14 protein-coding genes and 1 pseudogene are annotated in these 16,350 nt (G+C 40.3%); 2 read left to right on the top strand and 13 right to left on the bottom strand.

Translation table 11 applies throughout. The features are described 5' to 3' along the window. The first annotated feature begins 268 nt into the window (after window positions 1-268). Window positions 269-1,603 (top strand): branched-chain amino acid transport system II carrier protein, encoded by a 1,335-nt coding sequence (gene brnQ, locus SKA34_RS07165; RefSeq protein WP_006644830.1) that lies wholly within the window; start codon window positions 269-271, stop codon window positions 1,601-1,603. 100 nt (window positions 1,604-1,703) lie between these two features. On the opposite strand, the gene SKA34_RS07160 is transcribed toward brnQ, so the two are convergent. Beyond that, window positions 1,704-2,009 carry a hypothetical protein gene (locus SKA34_RS07160; RefSeq protein WP_006644829.1) on the bottom strand — a complete coding sequence of 102 codons (306 nt, stop codon included), beginning with the start codon at window positions 2,007-2,009 and terminating at the stop codon, window positions 1,704-1,706. A 566-nt stretch (window positions 2,010-2,575) separates the two neighbouring features. Here SKA34_RS07160 and SKA34_RS07155 point away from each other — a divergent pair. Next, window positions 2,576-3,058, top strand: coding sequence for a hypothetical protein (locus SKA34_RS07155; protein WP_006644828.1), 483 nt, complete (start codon window positions 2,576-2,578; stop codon window positions 3,056-3,058). Between the two features lie 110 nt (window positions 3,059-3,168). On the opposite strand, the gene hypB is transcribed toward SKA34_RS07155, so the two are convergent. The 12 genes and pseudogenes from hypB to SKA34_RS07090 all read right to left on the bottom strand — a co-directional run bounded on the left by hypB (window position 3,169) and on the right by SKA34_RS07090 (window position 16,345). Then, entirely contained in the window at window positions 3,169-4,221 is a 1,053-nt protein-coding gene (gene hypB, locus SKA34_RS07150; protein ID WP_006644827.1) for a hydrogenase nickel incorporation protein HypB, read from the bottom strand. Then, window positions 4,221-4,562, bottom strand: a complete 342-nt coding sequence (gene hypA, locus SKA34_RS07145) for a hydrogenase maturation nickel metallochaperone HypA (RefSeq protein WP_006644826.1) — start codon at window positions 4,560-4,562, stop codon at window positions 4,221-4,223. The genes hypB and hypA overlap by 1 nt, the downstream gene beginning before the upstream one ends. Before the next feature lie 18 nt (window positions 4,563-4,580). Then, a complete protein-coding gene (gene hypF, locus SKA34_RS07140; protein ID WP_006644825.1) occupies window positions 4,581-6,971 on the bottom strand; it encodes a carbamoyltransferase HypF in 2,391 nt (796 codons plus the stop codon). Between the two features lie 16 nt (window positions 6,972-6,987). Continuing rightward, a complete protein-coding gene (locus tag SKA34_RS07135) occupies window positions 6,988-7,575 on the bottom strand; it encodes a HupE/UreJ family protein (protein WP_006644824.1) in 588 nt (195 codons plus the stop codon). A gap of 94 nt (window positions 7,576-7,669) precedes the next feature. Next, complete coding sequence (gene fdhD, locus SKA34_RS07130) at window positions 7,670-8,500, bottom strand: formate dehydrogenase accessory sulfurtransferase FdhD (protein ID WP_006644823.1); 831 nt, start codon at window positions 8,498-8,500, stop codon at window positions 7,670-7,672. Between the two features lie 48 nt (window positions 8,501-8,548). Then, a complete protein-coding gene (locus tag SKA34_RS07125; RefSeq protein WP_006644822.1) occupies window positions 8,549-10,696 on the bottom strand; it encodes a sigma 54-interacting transcriptional regulator in 2,148 nt (715 codons plus the stop codon). A 260-nt stretch (window positions 10,697-10,956) separates the two neighbouring features. Further along, window positions 10,957-13,100: pseudogene (gene fdhF / locus SKA34_RS07120) on the bottom strand (formate dehydrogenase subunit alpha). Window positions 13,101-13,156: 56 nt separating this feature from the next. After that, window positions 13,157-13,705, bottom strand: coding sequence for a 4Fe-4S dicluster domain-containing protein (locus SKA34_RS07110; protein ID WP_006644818.1), 549 nt, complete (start codon window positions 13,703-13,705; stop codon window positions 13,157-13,159). A 277-nt stretch (window positions 13,706-13,982) separates the two neighbouring features. Next, window positions 13,983-14,477: a hydrogenase maturation peptidase HycI gene (gene hycI, locus SKA34_RS07105; RefSeq protein WP_006644817.1), complete on the bottom strand. Its 495-nt coding sequence runs from the start codon at window positions 14,475-14,477 to the stop codon at window positions 13,983-13,985. A gap of 32 nt (window positions 14,478-14,509) precedes the next feature. After that, window positions 14,510-14,974 carry a formate hydrogenlyase maturation HycH family protein gene (locus tag SKA34_RS07100; protein WP_006644816.1) on the bottom strand — a complete coding sequence of 155 codons (465 nt, stop codon included), beginning with the start codon at window positions 14,972-14,974 and terminating at the stop codon, window positions 14,510-14,512. Continuing rightward, a complete protein-coding gene (locus tag SKA34_RS07095) occupies window positions 14,967-15,800 on the bottom strand; it encodes an NADH-quinone oxidoreductase subunit B family protein (protein WP_006644815.1) in 834 nt (277 codons plus the stop codon). Before SKA34_RS07095 ends, SKA34_RS07100 begins: the two co-directional genes overlap by 8 nt. After that, window positions 15,797-16,345: a formate hydrogenlyase complex iron-sulfur subunit gene (locus tag SKA34_RS07090; protein ID WP_006644814.1), complete on the bottom strand. Its 549-nt coding sequence runs from the start codon at window positions 16,343-16,345 to the stop codon at window positions 15,797-15,799. The genes SKA34_RS07095 and SKA34_RS07090 overlap by 4 nt, the downstream gene beginning before the upstream one ends. Window positions 16,346-16,350: the final 5 nt, after the last annotated feature.

Genomic DNA, 16,350 nt, shown 5'->3' with positions numbered 1-16,350 from the left:
AAACTTAGCATCGACCCAATTTAATTGTTGGATCGAGGCTTCTGTTGTTGGCATAAAACATACAACACGAATTATTACCGCTATTATCCTAGTGATTATTCGCTAGGCTGGCGGGCAAGCTTCCGTCAGCCGAGCTGGCGGAGGATACTATCAAGTCAAATATCTTCTTTCAGCAAACCTGCGGAATACAATTATAATCATGGACGTTTAACTCATTGCGCATTAATCGCGATGATTGTCTATAACTTTAAAAATGCAGGAACTACATTTGAAAACACAAGACATCTTCGTACTCGGTCTCACAACGTTTGCCCTCTTTCTTGGGGCCGGTAACTTGATCTTCCCACCAGCTATGGGATTGGATGCCGGTACCTCTCTAACTTCCGCAATGAGCGGCTTTTTAATCACTGCTGTCGGTTTACCTGCATTCACAATCATCGTGTTAGGTAGAATTGGTAATACTAACAATTTAACTAAAGCCTTGCCTAACTGGCTTGGTACAACTTTTTGGGTATTACTCTTTACAGCAATTGGCCCTGCATTTGGTATGCCTCGCGCTGTCACTGTTGCTTATGAAATGGGTATTCAGCCATTTTTTGCTAATGACCATTTAGTTGCATTTTCTATCATTTTTTCTGCAGTTACTCTATTTCTAGCATTTAAACCAGGAAACCTTGTGACTTACATTGGTAAGATCATGACGCCTGCACTGATTATTTTACTATGTGGCTTAGGCTTAGCAGCATTTCTTAGCCCTCTAGGCACACCTGCTGCTCCATCTGGTGATTACCAAGTCGGAGCTGTTACAAGTGGTTTAATCCAAGGTTACATGACTATGGATGCCATAGCTGCTGTCGGTTTTGGCTGGGTGATCATTCACGCAATTAAGGCTAAGGGCATTACAACACAACAAGGTATTGCATCTACTTCTATTAAAGTAGCATTAATTTACGCTGCATTAATGGCGTCTTGCTACATTGTAATGGGCTACGTTGGTGCGACATCAACATCGATTGCTGAACATGGCGATAATGGTAGCGTGATCTTAACCCGTTACGTTGCAGGTGAATTTGGTCATTACGGTCAATGGTTATTAGCCTCTATTATCTTAATGGCATGTTTAACTACTACCGTAGGTTTAACCAATGCGTGTGCTGAGTATTATCAAGATACCTTTAAAGCTTCATTTGGTTTCACAGCAACAATCATTGTTGTGTTAACAGGGGTTATCGCAAACTTTGGTTTAAACGATATTCTGAAAGTAAGCTTACCAGCCATCCTTGTACTTTGTCCGGTTGCCATCGCATTAGTATTAGCATCCTTGGCGGCATCAACATTTACCGTTTCACGCCTTACACACAGTGCGGTTCTGATCACAGCGACACTTTTCGGCACTATTGATGCAATTAATATCTTAGGTAAGATGCCAAAAGAGCTCGGTGACTTTTTCAGCGATACATTACCGCTTTACAACGCACATGCAGGTTGGTTATTACCGTCTTTATTCATGTTAATTATAACGGCGATGATTGGTCGTACAGCAAGTGCAGAGAAAAAGTTTGGACGTGTTGACTACAGATTAAAAACAGCAAATAACGATTAATAAAAAACGGCGATATTGGGGTATCGCCGTTTTTTTTACTGTCGTTTTTTACTATATAAGCAGAAAGCTAAACTTAATTTAAAGCGCTAGCGATAAAGTATTACAATTCATTCCACATTGCGGCACCCGGTGCCCATACTTCCACTTTATTATTCTCTAAATTACAACGAAAGTTAATATCGCCACGTTGAGCCGGTTTTATATGATCGACAAACACCCAGCCTCGGTTACTTTCAGACTGATTGTCAAAATCATTAGCAATGATGGTTTCAGCAGCATATTGCGTTTTATTCGTTACCAAGATTTGGCATTGCTCAATATCGTTGCTAGAAGGTGGAGTAAAAGGAGTCGCTGTCATATCACAGCCAGAAAGCAGTAGAGCAAGGAGTAAGATTTTAGTTTTCATCGTAGACTATTCATAGCATCAAAATGTGTCACTAATTGCAGGCGAAATATGAATATCAACGAAATGCCATTAGCGAAGTTGCGCGGGATCTTATAGATAAAAAAAGAAATTGGTAGTGTTAATTAACCTCGACAGTCATTCTTTTGAAGAAGATCACTCTCATAAAGCATTAAGTTAATTCCCTGTAAAAATAATACTTAGCATATAGGCATGAAAATTTGACGTTGCTGAGATTAATTATCGACGCTATATCCTATTAATTAGATATTTAATCAGAATTAACACCACCGATAGAACGATGAGTTGTTACCAAAAAACTCGAAATCATTAAACTTAATGTCATGCCCTATTCCGGAAAATGCCAATCTAACGAAATATGCTTTTTGCTTAACCACATCAAATCAACTGACTAACAAATCTTGCACCTTACCCAGTACACATGTCGTAGAGTATCTTAATGGATGAGAATGGCGTAAAAAATGATGATGTTGGCGCTCAAACGAAAATGAGCAAGCTTAATAATGCTACTTTTTGCTCTGTCTTTATAAACACTAAAAGTAGAAAAAATGAAAAAATACTGGACGCCACTAACACTAATTTGTGCACTAATTGTGCTAACTTCTGGCTCTCTCCTTTTTTTTGATATTAATTCAAAAAATATTGTTCTTATGCATGAGTGGATTGGCATCTTAATGATCATTGCCGTTCTCGGGCATGCTTTCTTATATAAGAATTCAATCATCAAGCACTTATCACGTAAAAATAACATTGTAATGATGGCCGCTATTTTGTTGCTGGGTATGACAATGATCCAAAGTGATGAAGAAGTGGCACAGTCAAACAATGCCTCTATCGCATTGTTTGATTCTATCGATAATGCTCCAATTACGTTGATTTCAAAGCTAACTCATCAACCCATTAATAACTTAATAGACAAACTAAAATTAGCAGGTTTTACGATTAATGATCCTAAGCAGTCAATTGTACAAATAGCACAATTAAATCATCAGCAGCCTGAAGATATCATTTCTGTTATTTATAAAAAGTAAGTCAAAGTACTTTTTCACAACCTTCTTCTTCGTCATACAAAAAAGCCCTGTTTTACAGGGCTTTTGTATAGAGATTATTATATAACCATCGTTACGTAGATAAATTTAACTTACTGATATTGCTTTAATTGCTCTGTTAACCAATTTAACCACGCATCCATACCTTCACCAGTTTTTGCTGAAAGTTTTATGACCTGAATATTTGGATTCACTTTTCGTGCATTAGCAATACAATCTTCAATATTGATATCAACATACGGCAATAAATCGACCTTATTGATCAGCATTAAATCAGCTGCAGCAAACATATTAGGGTATTTAAGTGGCTTATCTTCCCCTTCAGTAACAGATAAAATCGCGACTTTGCATGCTTCACCTAAATCAAAACTTGCTGGGCACACCAAGTTCCCCACATTTTCAATAAACAAGAAACCTGACTCATTCATTGCTAATTGATGATAAGCATCGTGCACCATTTGTGCATCTAAATGGCAGCCTTTTCCTGTATTGACTTGAATAGCCAGCACTTGTGTAGCACGAATACGATCCGCATCGTTAGAGGTTTGCTGATCCCCTTCTATCACCGCACATGGATACAGCTGTTTTAGCTGCATTAAGGTTTCAGTAAGTAAGGTAGTTTTACCAGAGCCAGGGCTTGATACAAGATTAAGCACAAGCTGTTTATTGGCTTCAAAATGCTCGCGGTTATGTTCAGCCAGTTTGTTGTTATTACCTAGAATATCCATTTCTAACGTCAGAAGTTGACGTTGAGAAACCCCAGCCACATGCACTTCAGCTTCACCTTTACCGTAATGCAAATCACCTTTATCTAAGGTTTCTGGCTGATGATGGTCATGGCTGTCATGAACGTGATTGTGATGTTCGTGCGATCCATGTTCATGCTGTGGGTGTTGATGACTGTGTTCATGGTGCGATGTTGCAGGTAAGGTGTAATGCACATGATGATGAACATCACCTTGATGATTATAGTGATGATGGATCACAATAGGCTGTTCATTACTCGATTTCTGAACATTTGCATGACCATGGTGATGGTCATTGTGATGACTATGCTCATGATGATCGTGGTGGTGATGAGAACCATGATGATGGTGATCGACACCTTCTACATGGCTATCTCCGCAGCCGCATACATTACACATTACTCTACCTCAATATTTTTAATCATTAATTCGTCACCAGTTTCAACTCTAAGCTGATAACCATGGCAATGAGGGCAGCTGACACCACGCTCATCAATTTCGATATAGCGCTGGCACTCCATACACCAAACTTGAGCTTGTACAGACTCAATGTTTAACTTCGCGCCTTCAGCAATCGTTCCTCGTGTTGCAAATTCAAATCCTGTTTCCAATGCATGGGGTTCTATGCACGATAATGTCCCAATCGATAATGTCACTCGAGTTACGCGATGAAAGCCTTGTTTTTTGGCATGTTCAACCACGGTATCTACCGTATTCATACTCAGTGATAATTCATGCATGACGAGATCTCTTCATTCTTATTTTTGATGTATAGCAAACCACAACTGACCTGCTGCAATAGATGCATCATTAGCAGGAAGTGCTTCACCACAAAAAATGGATAAACTATGCGCGCTGGCTTTTTCAAACACTTCATCGACTAATACGCGGTTTTGGAATACCCCACCGCCTAAAACAATCGGTAATGGCTTATAAGCTTTCCCGATGGTGACAATGACATCAGCAAGGGCACTAATAAAACTGTGCGCAAAACAATTTCGCCATGCTGAGCGATTATCATCGGCAACTAAACTTAAAAGCGGTAATGCATATTCAAAAAGTGGTTGCCAATCAATCACACCATTAGCATCAACGGCAAAAGAAATAGGTTGATGACATCGACCTTTCATTGCCGCTTGTTCGAGTTTCAATCCGCATTCACCTTCATAATCAACGCGATCAACCAAACCTAACAAGCTTGTCCACGCATCAATCAAACGTCCCATCGATGAGGTATAAGGCGATTGGCTACCTGTCTGCCACAATCGGTATAAGTTATTGAAATAAGAGTCACTCCACTCTTTAAAAGCTGATAACTGCATCGCTTTAATCGCATCGACAGAGTAAAATTCCAATAAAATTGCAAATAACAAACGAGCAGGCTCTTTTATCGCTTTTTCGCCACCTATTAAACGAAATTGACGCAAGTGCCCGACACGCTGGTAACTTTGTGGTGTAGAAAGTAAAACTTCTCCTCCCCACACGGTGTGATCGTCCCCCCACCCAGTTCCATCAAAGGTAAAACCTAAAACGCTCTCCGTTATATTATGCTCAGCCATGACAGCTAATACATGGGCATGATGGTGCTGCACCTTTAAAAGTGGCGCGGCTAAATTGGCTTTGCTTTGATATTTTTCAGCAAATTGAGAGGAATGATAGTTAGGATGTTTATCACACACTAACTGCTGTGGCTTAACATTATAAAGTGCCGTTAAATGGTTAACCGTTTCTTGATAACGCAACTCGGTATCAAGATCGTCTAAATTACCAATATAGGGAGATATGAGCCATTGCTGAGGTAATGCTAACCCTATCGTTGATTTTTGCTCAGCACCTAAGGCAACGGTGATATTACCTGTGCTTTGCTCACTACCTGTACCGAAATAGCTTACTGGCGCATAGCCTCTTGCCATACGCAGCACACGAATTTTTCCGCCAGCATAATGTACAAGGCTATCATCGCACGCACTCACAATAGGACGATTATGATCTAAAACACCGCTGATTTTCCCTGAAAATTGAGCACAGACTTGAGCTAACTCAGTGGCAATAGGCATCCCTGATAGGTTCGCACTGGTCATCACAAGTGCACTTGTCGCATCTATTTCTTTTAATTTATCAAACAACAAATAATGCAATGGCGTATACGGCTGCATTATTCCTAGATACGGTACATTCGGAGCAACATTTTCAGCCAACACGCCATCTGTTCGTGTCACTTCTTCTGCAGCAACATCTATGCGCTTTTTCATTAGTACAATAGGTCTCGCTTGCGCGTATAATGCTTCCCATTCAGCATCACTACCTTCAACTAATTGATGGGTAATATCATCACTTGCCGCCATGATGGCTAACGGTTTTGACTGACGATGTTTAAGCCTACGTAAACTCGCTACTGCTTGTGCGTTAGTGGCATCACACATTAAATGAAAACCACCGATGCCTTTAATAGCAACAATTTCACCATCTTTTATCTTTTGTGCAAGCTGCTCAATCGCTGTTTGTTTGGTTGCAACAAGCGGTAATTCTGCACTCGATTTGACTCTCTGTTGTATATCATAAAGCGTAACCCAAGGACCACAGCAGTCACAGCTAATAGGCTGAGCATGATAACGACGATCTACTGGATTTTGATACGCCTCGGCACAATCAGGACACAATGAAAAATCCTGCATACTGGTTGCTACACGATCATAAGGTAGCGCTTTTATAATGCTGTAACGAGGACCGCAATGGGTACAGTTGGTAAATGGATATTGGAAGTATCGAGAGTCTGGATTGGAAATATCCCGCTTACAAGCATCACAAAGCCCTTGATCAGGTGAAATAGATACCGTTGTGCTGTCACGGCACTGACTTTGCTCAATACCAAAAGTATTCGGCTTTTCCAATTCAGACCATAGCGATAAAGTGCGAATTGCCACATCATCAATACGACTTAAAGGAGGCGCTTGGTCGATTAACTGCGAAGTGAAAGTAGCTAATATTTCAAGAGAGCCTTGCACATCGATTTTCACCCCTTCTGAATCATTGATCACCGAACCAACTAGCGCATATTGTGTCGCTAGTTGGTAGACAAAGGGGCGGAACCCGACCCCCTGTACAATGCCGGTAATATGAATATATTGTCGTGCAATGTTGTCTGCCACGCTTACTGCCCTGTAATTAAGACAGCATTAAGATGCCACCAAATGCCGCCATAACGACACCTAGGACATTAGTAACACGACGATTAGCAGCTGAAGCCGCGATAGCTTTACCTAATACAACACCACACGCATGTAAAATTGCTGTTGCTAGTACGAAGCCGATAAAGAACTCAACAGTTGTAGCACCTAAAGGCATTTCCATACCGTGAGCCATACCGTGGAATAATGCAAATGCCATTACCGCACCTGTTGCTACTTTTGCAGATATACGACCACCCGCTAATAACATGCCGCCCATTGCAATTACAGATACAGCAATACCTAGTTCAACACCCGGGATCACAACACCAGATACACCTAAAGCAGCACCTACAATCATGATTGAGATGAAAGCAAGAGGTAAACGTGAAATCGCTTTACCACCCATCATAGCCGCTAATAGACCCACACACACCATAACACTTAGGTGATCCATGCCCGTAAATGGGTGGACAAAACCACTCATGAATGTAGAAGCATGAGGACCAATGTGACCTGGGTGTGCTAAAGCAAGAGGAGAAAAAGAGGTTGTTAGCAAACCCAACATTAGATGTTTCATTTTCATATTATTATCTTCTTAATTAAAGTAACCGGAGATCCGGAGAGTTATAAAACACTTCACGCTATGACTGAGCGTAAAGTACGATGAAATCACAAGATCAAATCATGCCAAAAACACGTTCTGGGTGAGCATAAGCATCGGCTCGACCACGGCGACAATGCCCTAATAACGTCATATTTAAACGATCCGCTAAATCGACGGCCATTTTTGTTGCAGAAGATATGGCAAGTAACACTTCAACACCTGCTGAGGCCGCCTTTTGTACCATTTCAAAACTAGCGCGACTTGTGACTAACACAGCGCCGCCAGATAAACGTTGTTGATGGATATAGCCAATTAATTTATCCAGCGCGATATGGCGACCAACATCTTCAAATGTTGCGAGTAATTGACCATTGCCGTCGATATATGCTGCCGCATGTGCAGCACCAGTCAGTTGGTTAAGTGCTTGGTGTTCAAGTAATTGCTGTAACGCTTGCTCTAAATGACTTAAATCAAACTCAACTGTTATCGGCAAAGGCATTAGCATTCGGCATACGGTTTCTAATTTTTCCTCACCACAAATACCGCAGCCTGTTAAACCCGCTAATGAACGACGTTTCAACTTCAAACGCTCAGCACAACGATTTGCAACTGTAATATCAAGATTTATCCCATTATCATGATGTGTAATCACCATATCGTGAATATCACGGTGATGATCGATAATTCCCTCAGACAATGAAAAACCAATCGCAAACTGCTCTAAATCATGAGGCGTACACATCATCACTGTGTACGCAACACCATTAAACGCAAGAGCAACAGGCGTTTCTTCAATAATGAAATCCATCTCTTTAAAATCGCTTTCTCCTTTGCGATAGCGAATGATCGGACGCTGACAAGCATCACTAACGGCATCGGTTGATTGCACATCAAGAGTGGTCAAAATAGTGTTCCTATAATTAGATAAAAATGTAGGCTGGTATTAAACGCATCAGATACCACCTCGAAAATCTTGGCTATTGATCCCCATTTTCTGCATTCGAGATAATAAAGTTGTTCGTTTCAATCCTAATTGGTTTGCCGCACCATTCGGCCCAGCCACCACACCATGACAAGCCTTTAATGCTTTGATAACGTCAGCTTTATCTATAATGGGTTTAACTACGTCACCTTTCATTGCTGGTTCTGGCGTATTGATAGCTCCAGTAGGCTCAACAGGGGGGACATTCTCTGTTGGTACACTGACAGAATGAGGCGAGGTTTTTAACTCATGAACGGGGACATTAAGCAAATTACCACGAGTTAAAATCACAGAGCGTTCAACAAAATTACACAATTCACGAACGTTTCCCGGCCATGGAAATGCACTCATAACCGCTAAATCTTCGGCAGCAATTGCCGTAATTTTTTTGCCCATTTTTTTTGCTAATTCACGGGTAAAATGTTTAACCAATAACGGGATATCTTCAGCACGTTCACGTAATGGCGGAATTTGGATAGGAAAAACATTCAAGCGATAATAAAGATCATTACGAAATTTCTTTTCTTCTACACGCCTTAATAAATCAACATTAGTGGCAACAACAATTCGCACATCAACACTTATCAATGCGTTCTTACCCACACGTTCGATTTCATTTTCTTGTAATGCACGTAATAATTTAGGCTGAAGATCTAACGGCATATCACCAATTTCATCTAAAAATAACGTACCTTTATGCGCTTGCTCAAAACGACCAACACGCTGGCTAATAGCGCCAGTAAATGCGCCACGTTCATGACCAAACAGTTCACTTTCAAATAAACCAGCAGGAATGGCGGCACAATTCATCTTCACCATATTCGTTTTGCTGCGCAGGCTTAACTTATGGATAGCACGAGCAATTAATTCCTTTCCTGTCCCAGACTCTCCTAAAATCAATACTGTACTGTCACAACTAGCAACAAGAGCAACTTGTTCAAGGACTTTATTCATCACTTCACTTTGACTAATAATATCGTCAAAAATAACGTGTTCACCCATCCCTTCATCTATGTTTATAAACTTAGTGATAGGTTGATTTGGAATACTCGCTTGGTGTGTTTTTATACTATGCATTGCTAAAGCAACACGCGCAGCTATCTGTTTAAATAACTCAAGATCCGTGTTTTGATAAGCAGCTTCAATAGACTTCATAAAACTGATGTAGCCCACCGCAATGCCTCTAAATACGAGTGGCATAACACAAGCGGTTTTAACACGACTAGGAAAGTACGGGCAATTATGATCAGCCTGCATTTTTTTTATATCTATCGCATTTAAAAATACTGGTTGATTATTCTTAATTGCATTTTTAATTAATTTATCATTGGTAAAAAAATGACATTGATAATCAATTTCATTATTAATAAAACAAGCAGAATGTTGATTGTAATGCCCATCCTGTAATTGAATAATCGATAGATCAGTCATACCAAAATGCTGAAATAAAAATTGCAATAATGAGCCTATCAATTCTTTTTTTGTACTTTGACATATAACAGTATTCGTCACATCAACTAACACCTGAAAATTATTTTTTTCAGTTGTTAATTTTTTAGTAAACGTTGATGCAGTTTGGTGATCTATAATATGCTCAATCATTGCTGAAATCATATTATTAAATAATTTGAATTGCTTCTCGCTCTCACTATCATCAGGCATAGTTAAGTTAATATATTCAATAGCACCTAAATGTTGATTACAAATAGATAGCGGTATTTTGCAATAATTAAAAACTGAGTCATACGCGGGATGACTTTCTAGCTGAGGAAAAGTTTGATATAGCGTTTCACCATCCATCTGATGGTAATAGTCACGCATGCTAACGTCATGAAGCCCAATACTTGAGCCTGTGTAATCAAATTGCTGACATTGTTTATCTTGATCAAGGTAGTAAAGGTTTGGTTGACTATCAAGATCATTTTTTAAAAGTAGATTCACACGTTCAACGTTGATAAATAATAGATCTTCGTTATTTAGAAAATCCATAACGCCTGAAATATCATTGATTGATAATAAGGCTTTTGAAAAAGTCATCAAATCACTTTCAAAAAGTTCCATGTTAATATTAACTCTTGATAATAATATCGCTCGAATAGAGAGTAGTAATTCAAGCATTTATTATACAATTTTCAATGTTTTCAATAACCAAGTATTGATATCAATCAATAAACAATAAATATAAATGCAAACTATGATAAAAAACAAAATTAATGCTAATTATTTGAGCGATGTTAATGACTAGTAGCAATATACCGCAAAACAATTAAATATAAGGTTTCCAAATTTGAAATATACAACATTCCATCTTGGAAACCTTATTTTCATTAATGGTTTATTTGAATAGTAAAATAAAAAAATAAACTCAATTTTTGTTATTAAGCATTAACAACATGGTTCTTCAAACGTGCTTTCAAATTAGTGTATTCTGTTTGTACGTAATTTTCTGCCCATGACTGATCTTCAATATTTTCTACCTTAACGGCACAATATTTAAATTCAGGTGTGCTTGAAATTGGATCCACATGCTCAATGGTTAACTCATTACATGCACCGATCCACCATTGGTAAGTCATGTATACCACGCCCTTATTTACACGATCATTGTAATTTGCACGTGAAATAACTTTACCGCGGCGAGAAGACACCCAAACCAACTGTTGATCATCAATGCCTAATTGACGCGCATCATCAGGGTGCATCTGTACGTAACCAGGTTCATCTGCCAGTGTTTGCAGAGCACTACAGTTACCAGTCATCGATCGACAAGAGTAATGTCCCACTTCACGAACGGTAGAAAGCACTAGTGGGTACTCAGCATCCGTTTGTTCTAATGGTGCACGCCATTCTGCCGCAATTAACTGTCCTTTACCTGATGGCGTAGTAAATTTATTGCCTTCGAATAGGAATGATGTTCCTGGATGATCCTCTGTCGGACATGGCCATTGAACATCTTTAAGACCTTCCATCTTTTCGTAAGTAACGCCAGCATAATCAGGACATAATTGACGAAGTTCATCCCAAATTTCTTCAGTATTATTATACGACATTGGATAACCCATTTTGTCGCTAATAGGCTGAAGATTTCCCAATCAGGCTTAACATCACCAGTAGGTTTAACTGCTTTGTAAAAACGCTGAAAACCACGGTCGGCACTGCTGTAAACGCCTTCATGCTCTCCCCAACTCGTCGCTGGGAATATAATATCTGCAAATTCAGCAGTTTGGGTCATAAAGATATCTTGAACAATAACCAGATCCAATTTACGCATAGTTTCACGCATTGCAGCTAAATCAGCTTCAGTTTGAGCTGGATCTTCTCCGAAGACATAAAAAGCCTTACAAATACCTTCATCAGCTTTATGGCCGACTTCGGTTAAACGATAACCTGGCGTGCCAGAAAGTTTTACGCCCCAGGCTTTCTCAAACTTTTCACGTATTTCTGGATCTTCAACAGACTGGTAATCTGGAAACTGATGCGGCAACATACCCATATCACAGGTACCTTGTACATTATTTTGTCCGCGAACAGGTCCACAACCCACACCTTCACGACCAAAGTTACCAGTTAACAGTGCTAAACCAGCCAAACCCCGAACCACATCTGTCGCCTGACCAAACTGTGTAACACCCATTCCCCACAGAATCATAGCTTCAGATGCATTGGCATAAGTTCGAGCAGCAGCACGAACATCAGCAGCTTTTAGACCAGTAATACCCTCTAGGTCCTCGGGAGCATAACCAGAAACAATTTTACGAAACTCCGTAAAACCTTCGGTATAATTTTCTACATAAGACTTATCGTATAAGTTTTCTTCGATAATTACATGAGCTAATGCATTAACCAGTGCCATGTTAGAACCATTTTTAAGTCCTAACCACTGATCAGCAACACGTGCAGATTCAATTTTGCGAGGATCACAAACAATGATCTTAGCGCCATTAGCACGAGCCTTTAGAATGTGTCTTGCTACAACTGGATGAGAATCAGCCGCGTTGTAACCGAATATGAGTAAACATTTAGATTTTTGAATTTCAGTAATAGCGTTACTCATTGCACCATTACCTACTGTTGTCTCCAGACCGGAGACTGATGGAGCGTGTCACACCCTAGCGCAGTGATCGACGTTGTTCGTCCCTATCACTGCACGTGTGAACTTCTGCATCACATAGTTTGCTTCATTACCTGGGCCACGTGCTGAACCAGTTGTCAGAATCGCATCGGGACCATATTCTTTCTTTATCGCCAATAGCTTTTCACTAGCAAAGTCGATAGCTTCTTCCCACGAAACAGCTTCTAGTGCCGCTTCACGGCTTCGGCGAATCATGGGTTGCTTCAAGCGCGGTGTTAATAAATTGGTGTCATTAAGAAAATCCCAGCCATAATAGCCTTTTAAACACAGTTGGCCTTCATTTGTGCGACCATCTGCAGGCTCTGCTGCAATAACTTTGTTATTTTCGACAACCAATTTTAGTTTGCACCCAGTACCACAGTAGGGACAAACAACAATTGATTTTTTCATATTAACCTTATGTTTTAATATTAAATTTCACACTACCTAAAAATTAAACGATTTCATTAACAGCCGGTCGCTATTACAGCGCTCATTGCAGCCGCTTCTCGTCTTTGTTGGCTAGTCTCAGATAGCATCTCAGGCTCTATGATTCGAATAGCACCCGTAGGACAAACTTGTATACAAGCTGGTCCTGTTTCTTGGTGGTTGCATAAATCACATTTTAATGCCTGACTTTGAGGAACGTGACGTTTGAATAACGCCGCTCCCTTTGTTTCTTCAACCATCGCTGTGACAACGTTCATTGCACCGTAGGGGCATGCAATAACGCAGGTTTTACAACCTATACAACGTGATTGAATCACTTTTACAAAGCCATCTTCTAAAACGATAGCGTTATTGGGGCAAACCTGAGCACACGGTGCATCGTCACATTGACGACACATCACAGGTGTAGTTACATGAGCATTCTTCACAACAGTTAAACGTGGTGAAAAATCCGAAACTTCCATTCCTGCTATTGTGTTTTCATCTTGATGCGATAACGCACAAGCAATTTCACAAGTTCGGCATCCAATACACAAGTTTGGATCTGCAAAAACAAATCTGTTCATGGTGTATCCCTTGTTTATGTCGATACATCGCAATACTTATCTGCATTGCAATACCTGATAAGCATGAGCTATGCCAGTTTTTACACCTTGAGTATTAAAAACTCAACCTATTAATATTTAAGACAAAAAAATAAAGCCTGATAGTAATCAGGCTTTATTTACAGCAATGAACATGTCCAATATGTATCGATAACCATCATCGACATACTTCGTCACATATCGTCGACACTTTATCGACAGGTAAACGATTAAGCATCGTCACCATCGCAGTTTAATGCTAGCAGTGGGTGAATCCGCCCGAGCCTTGCCAAGTTGATAATTGTTGATAAATTTGCTCAACACCATGTTGTACCATTTCCGTTAAAGGGAATGAAAAAGCAACAATCGCAGGTTGAATACCCACAAAGATCACTTCTGGTACAAAAGTCTTCAATTCATCAATTAAGAAATTCAGCGGCAAACTGTGGGTAGACACCACATACATATCAACGATGGTTTCAGGATCAATGATTCGTACTTCCCCTGCTTCTTCACCAATATCTGCGGCATCAACCACCAGCACCCGTTTCGGCATCGCTTTACGAATAAGATGTAAACAATCTTCAGGCATCGAGCCACCTTCCAGCACGCTCCAATCCGCTATAGGATTCTCTTTCATCATCTTAGCAAGTAATGGACCAGCACCATCGTCTGCCATCATGTTGTTACCAACAGTCAATACAATATTGCTGACCGACAGATCGACATCGTCATTCGACACCGTTACGCCCATGACAGAAGAGAGATTAATTTCCTCTAGCACGATTACTGCCCTCCCCGGATCATCATATACATGGTTTGTTCGCGATGAATATCCCCTAAGGCTTCAATAAATCCATGAGTTAACTGCTTTGACTTCTCACTTTGAATCGCGCTATCAATACCATCAAACGCCAGTGCCAGCATGTTTAAATGCTCTGGGTAAATCGTGATTTCACCAAACACCAGAAAGCCTTTCATTTTACGAAATGCTTCACCGCTTTGGTCTAATCCACTGATCCAGTCAAGGTACTCATGACCTGAACATTTCAATACTGCATCTAAGCAATCCACAACACCAAGATGGTGACCAATCGCCAAGCTATAGTACATAATTTGCTTGGCTTCTTCTGGAACATCATAACTTTCATCAACAAACTTACGACCTAAGCTGTAGAAATATACATTTTTCTCAAGGTGGCGAGATTGCGTTAATTCTTCAGGTAAATCGGCAATCTTGCTATTAGGCATGATCTCCTCCGCAACACGCTTTTTGCTCTGTCGCACACGCAGGTTGTCCCGTTAATGCTGACATAGTTTTGCTCAGCAGAATATTTACGATTTCTGTTAAACGTGGATCGTCTTTTTCCGCTAAGTAATCCGCAATCTTGCTATCAACGTTATCAGTACTACAGGTTGCCAATACATCCATCACTTCATCTGCAATACGTTGGCCTTGAACATAACCTGCAAGTAAGCGGGCTTGACGCTCAATCATCACCTTTATATCCAGTGGGATTTCTGTGTGTTTAAGGCTCGCTTTTTGTTCATCAGGGGTATGTGTTTTAGTTTTCAACTTTTGATCTAACAAACCTAACGCTACAGCAAAACCGTAAATCGTTGCCGCGGGGGTTGGTGGACAACCTGGAATGTATACATCTACAGGTACAATCTTGTCAGTACCGCCCCATACACAATATAAGTCATGGAATATACCGCCATCACAGCCACATGCACCATAAGAAATAACAATCTTTGGGTCTGGAGCAGCTTCATATGCTCGCAAGGCAGGTGCTCGCATTGCACGTGTTACTGACCCTGTATACAGCAAAATATCTGCATGACGTGGCGAAGCAACAATCTTAATTCCGAAACGTTCGGTATCAAAAACGGGGGTCGTGGCTGCAAAGATTTCAATTTCACAGGCATTGCAACCGCCACAGTCAATACGATATACATAGGCTGAACGGCGAATTTCTTTGATCAATGCATCTTTTAGCTTTTGGCTATTCGGCGGTAATTCAACAGGTACCGTTTCAGTATGTGCAGTGCCTACTAGTTGTTTGATACCTTTCACTTTGACTCCTCAAGGAAACGTAGATGACTTACATTCTCGCTATCCAGCATATTATTACGACGGCGACATTCTGGGCAGGTTTCTAGTTGTTGGCGACGTAAATCTAATTGATCACGGCTTAAACCGCTTTGCTCCATTGTATCAAGTACATACTCTAATAATTTACGAGCAACGAATGGACGTTCACACTCACAACAATTTTCTAACTGGAATGTCGCACTTTCATATAAATCGGCTTTATTTGTTACTGCTAATTCAAAATTTTGCGATAACTTTATAGCGTGCGTTGGACATACTTCCTCGCAACGACCGCAATAAATGCACCTAGCAAGAGAGAGCTCCCAGCGGCGAGTTCCTGCTTTTACGTCAGTTTCCATTATCAATGCATTAGCGGGACAAGCACGCATACACGCAGCACAAGAAAGACACTGATCCGCATCTAGCTCTGGCTTACCTCGAAAATCTTCATTAACTTCCAGTGGTGAGAATGGATATTTAGTTGTAACTTCACCGGTTTTTAAGACAGTCTTTAATAATTTAAACACATCGC

This window comes from Photobacterium sp. SKA34, assembly GCF_000153325.1.
GTDB lineage: Bacteria > Pseudomonadota > Gammaproteobacteria > Enterobacterales > Vibrionaceae > Photobacterium.
Note: the sequence above shows the minus strand (reverse complement) of the source record. Positions and strands in the feature narration are given on the sequence as shown.

Coding starts and splice junctions, on each gene's coding strand:
- SKA34_RS07135 (WP_006644824.1), bottom strand. CDS start 7,575: ATGAAAATGAAACATCTAATGTTGGGTTTGCTAACAACCTCTTTTTCT.
- hycI (WP_006644817.1), bottom strand. CDS start 14,477: ATGGGCGTAACGGTGTCGAATGACGATGTCGATCTGTCGGTCAGCAAT.
- SKA34_RS07110 (WP_006644818.1), bottom strand. CDS start 13,705: ATGAACAGATTTGTTTTTGCAGATCCAAACTTGTGTATTGGATGCCGA.
- SKA34_RS07155 (WP_006644828.1), top strand. CDS start 2,576: ATGAAAAAATACTGGACGCCACTAACACTAATTTGTGCACTAATTGTG.
- hypA (WP_006644826.1), bottom strand. CDS start 4,562: ATGCATGAATTATCACTGAGTATGAATACGGTAGATACCGTGGTTGAA.
- SKA34_RS07160 (WP_006644829.1), bottom strand. CDS start 2,009: ATGAAAACTAAAATCTTACTCCTTGCTCTACTGCTTTCTGGCTGTGAT.
- SKA34_RS07125 (WP_006644822.1), bottom strand. CDS start 10,696: ATGCTTGAATTACTACTCTCTATTCGAGCGATATTATTATCAAGAGTT.
- hypB (WP_006644827.1), bottom strand. CDS start 4,221: ATGTGTAATGTATGCGGCTGCGGAGATAGCCATGTAGAAGGTGTCGAT.
- SKA34_RS07100 (WP_006644816.1), bottom strand. CDS start 14,974: ATGCCTAATAGCAAGATTGCCGATTTACCTGAAGAATTAACGCAATCT.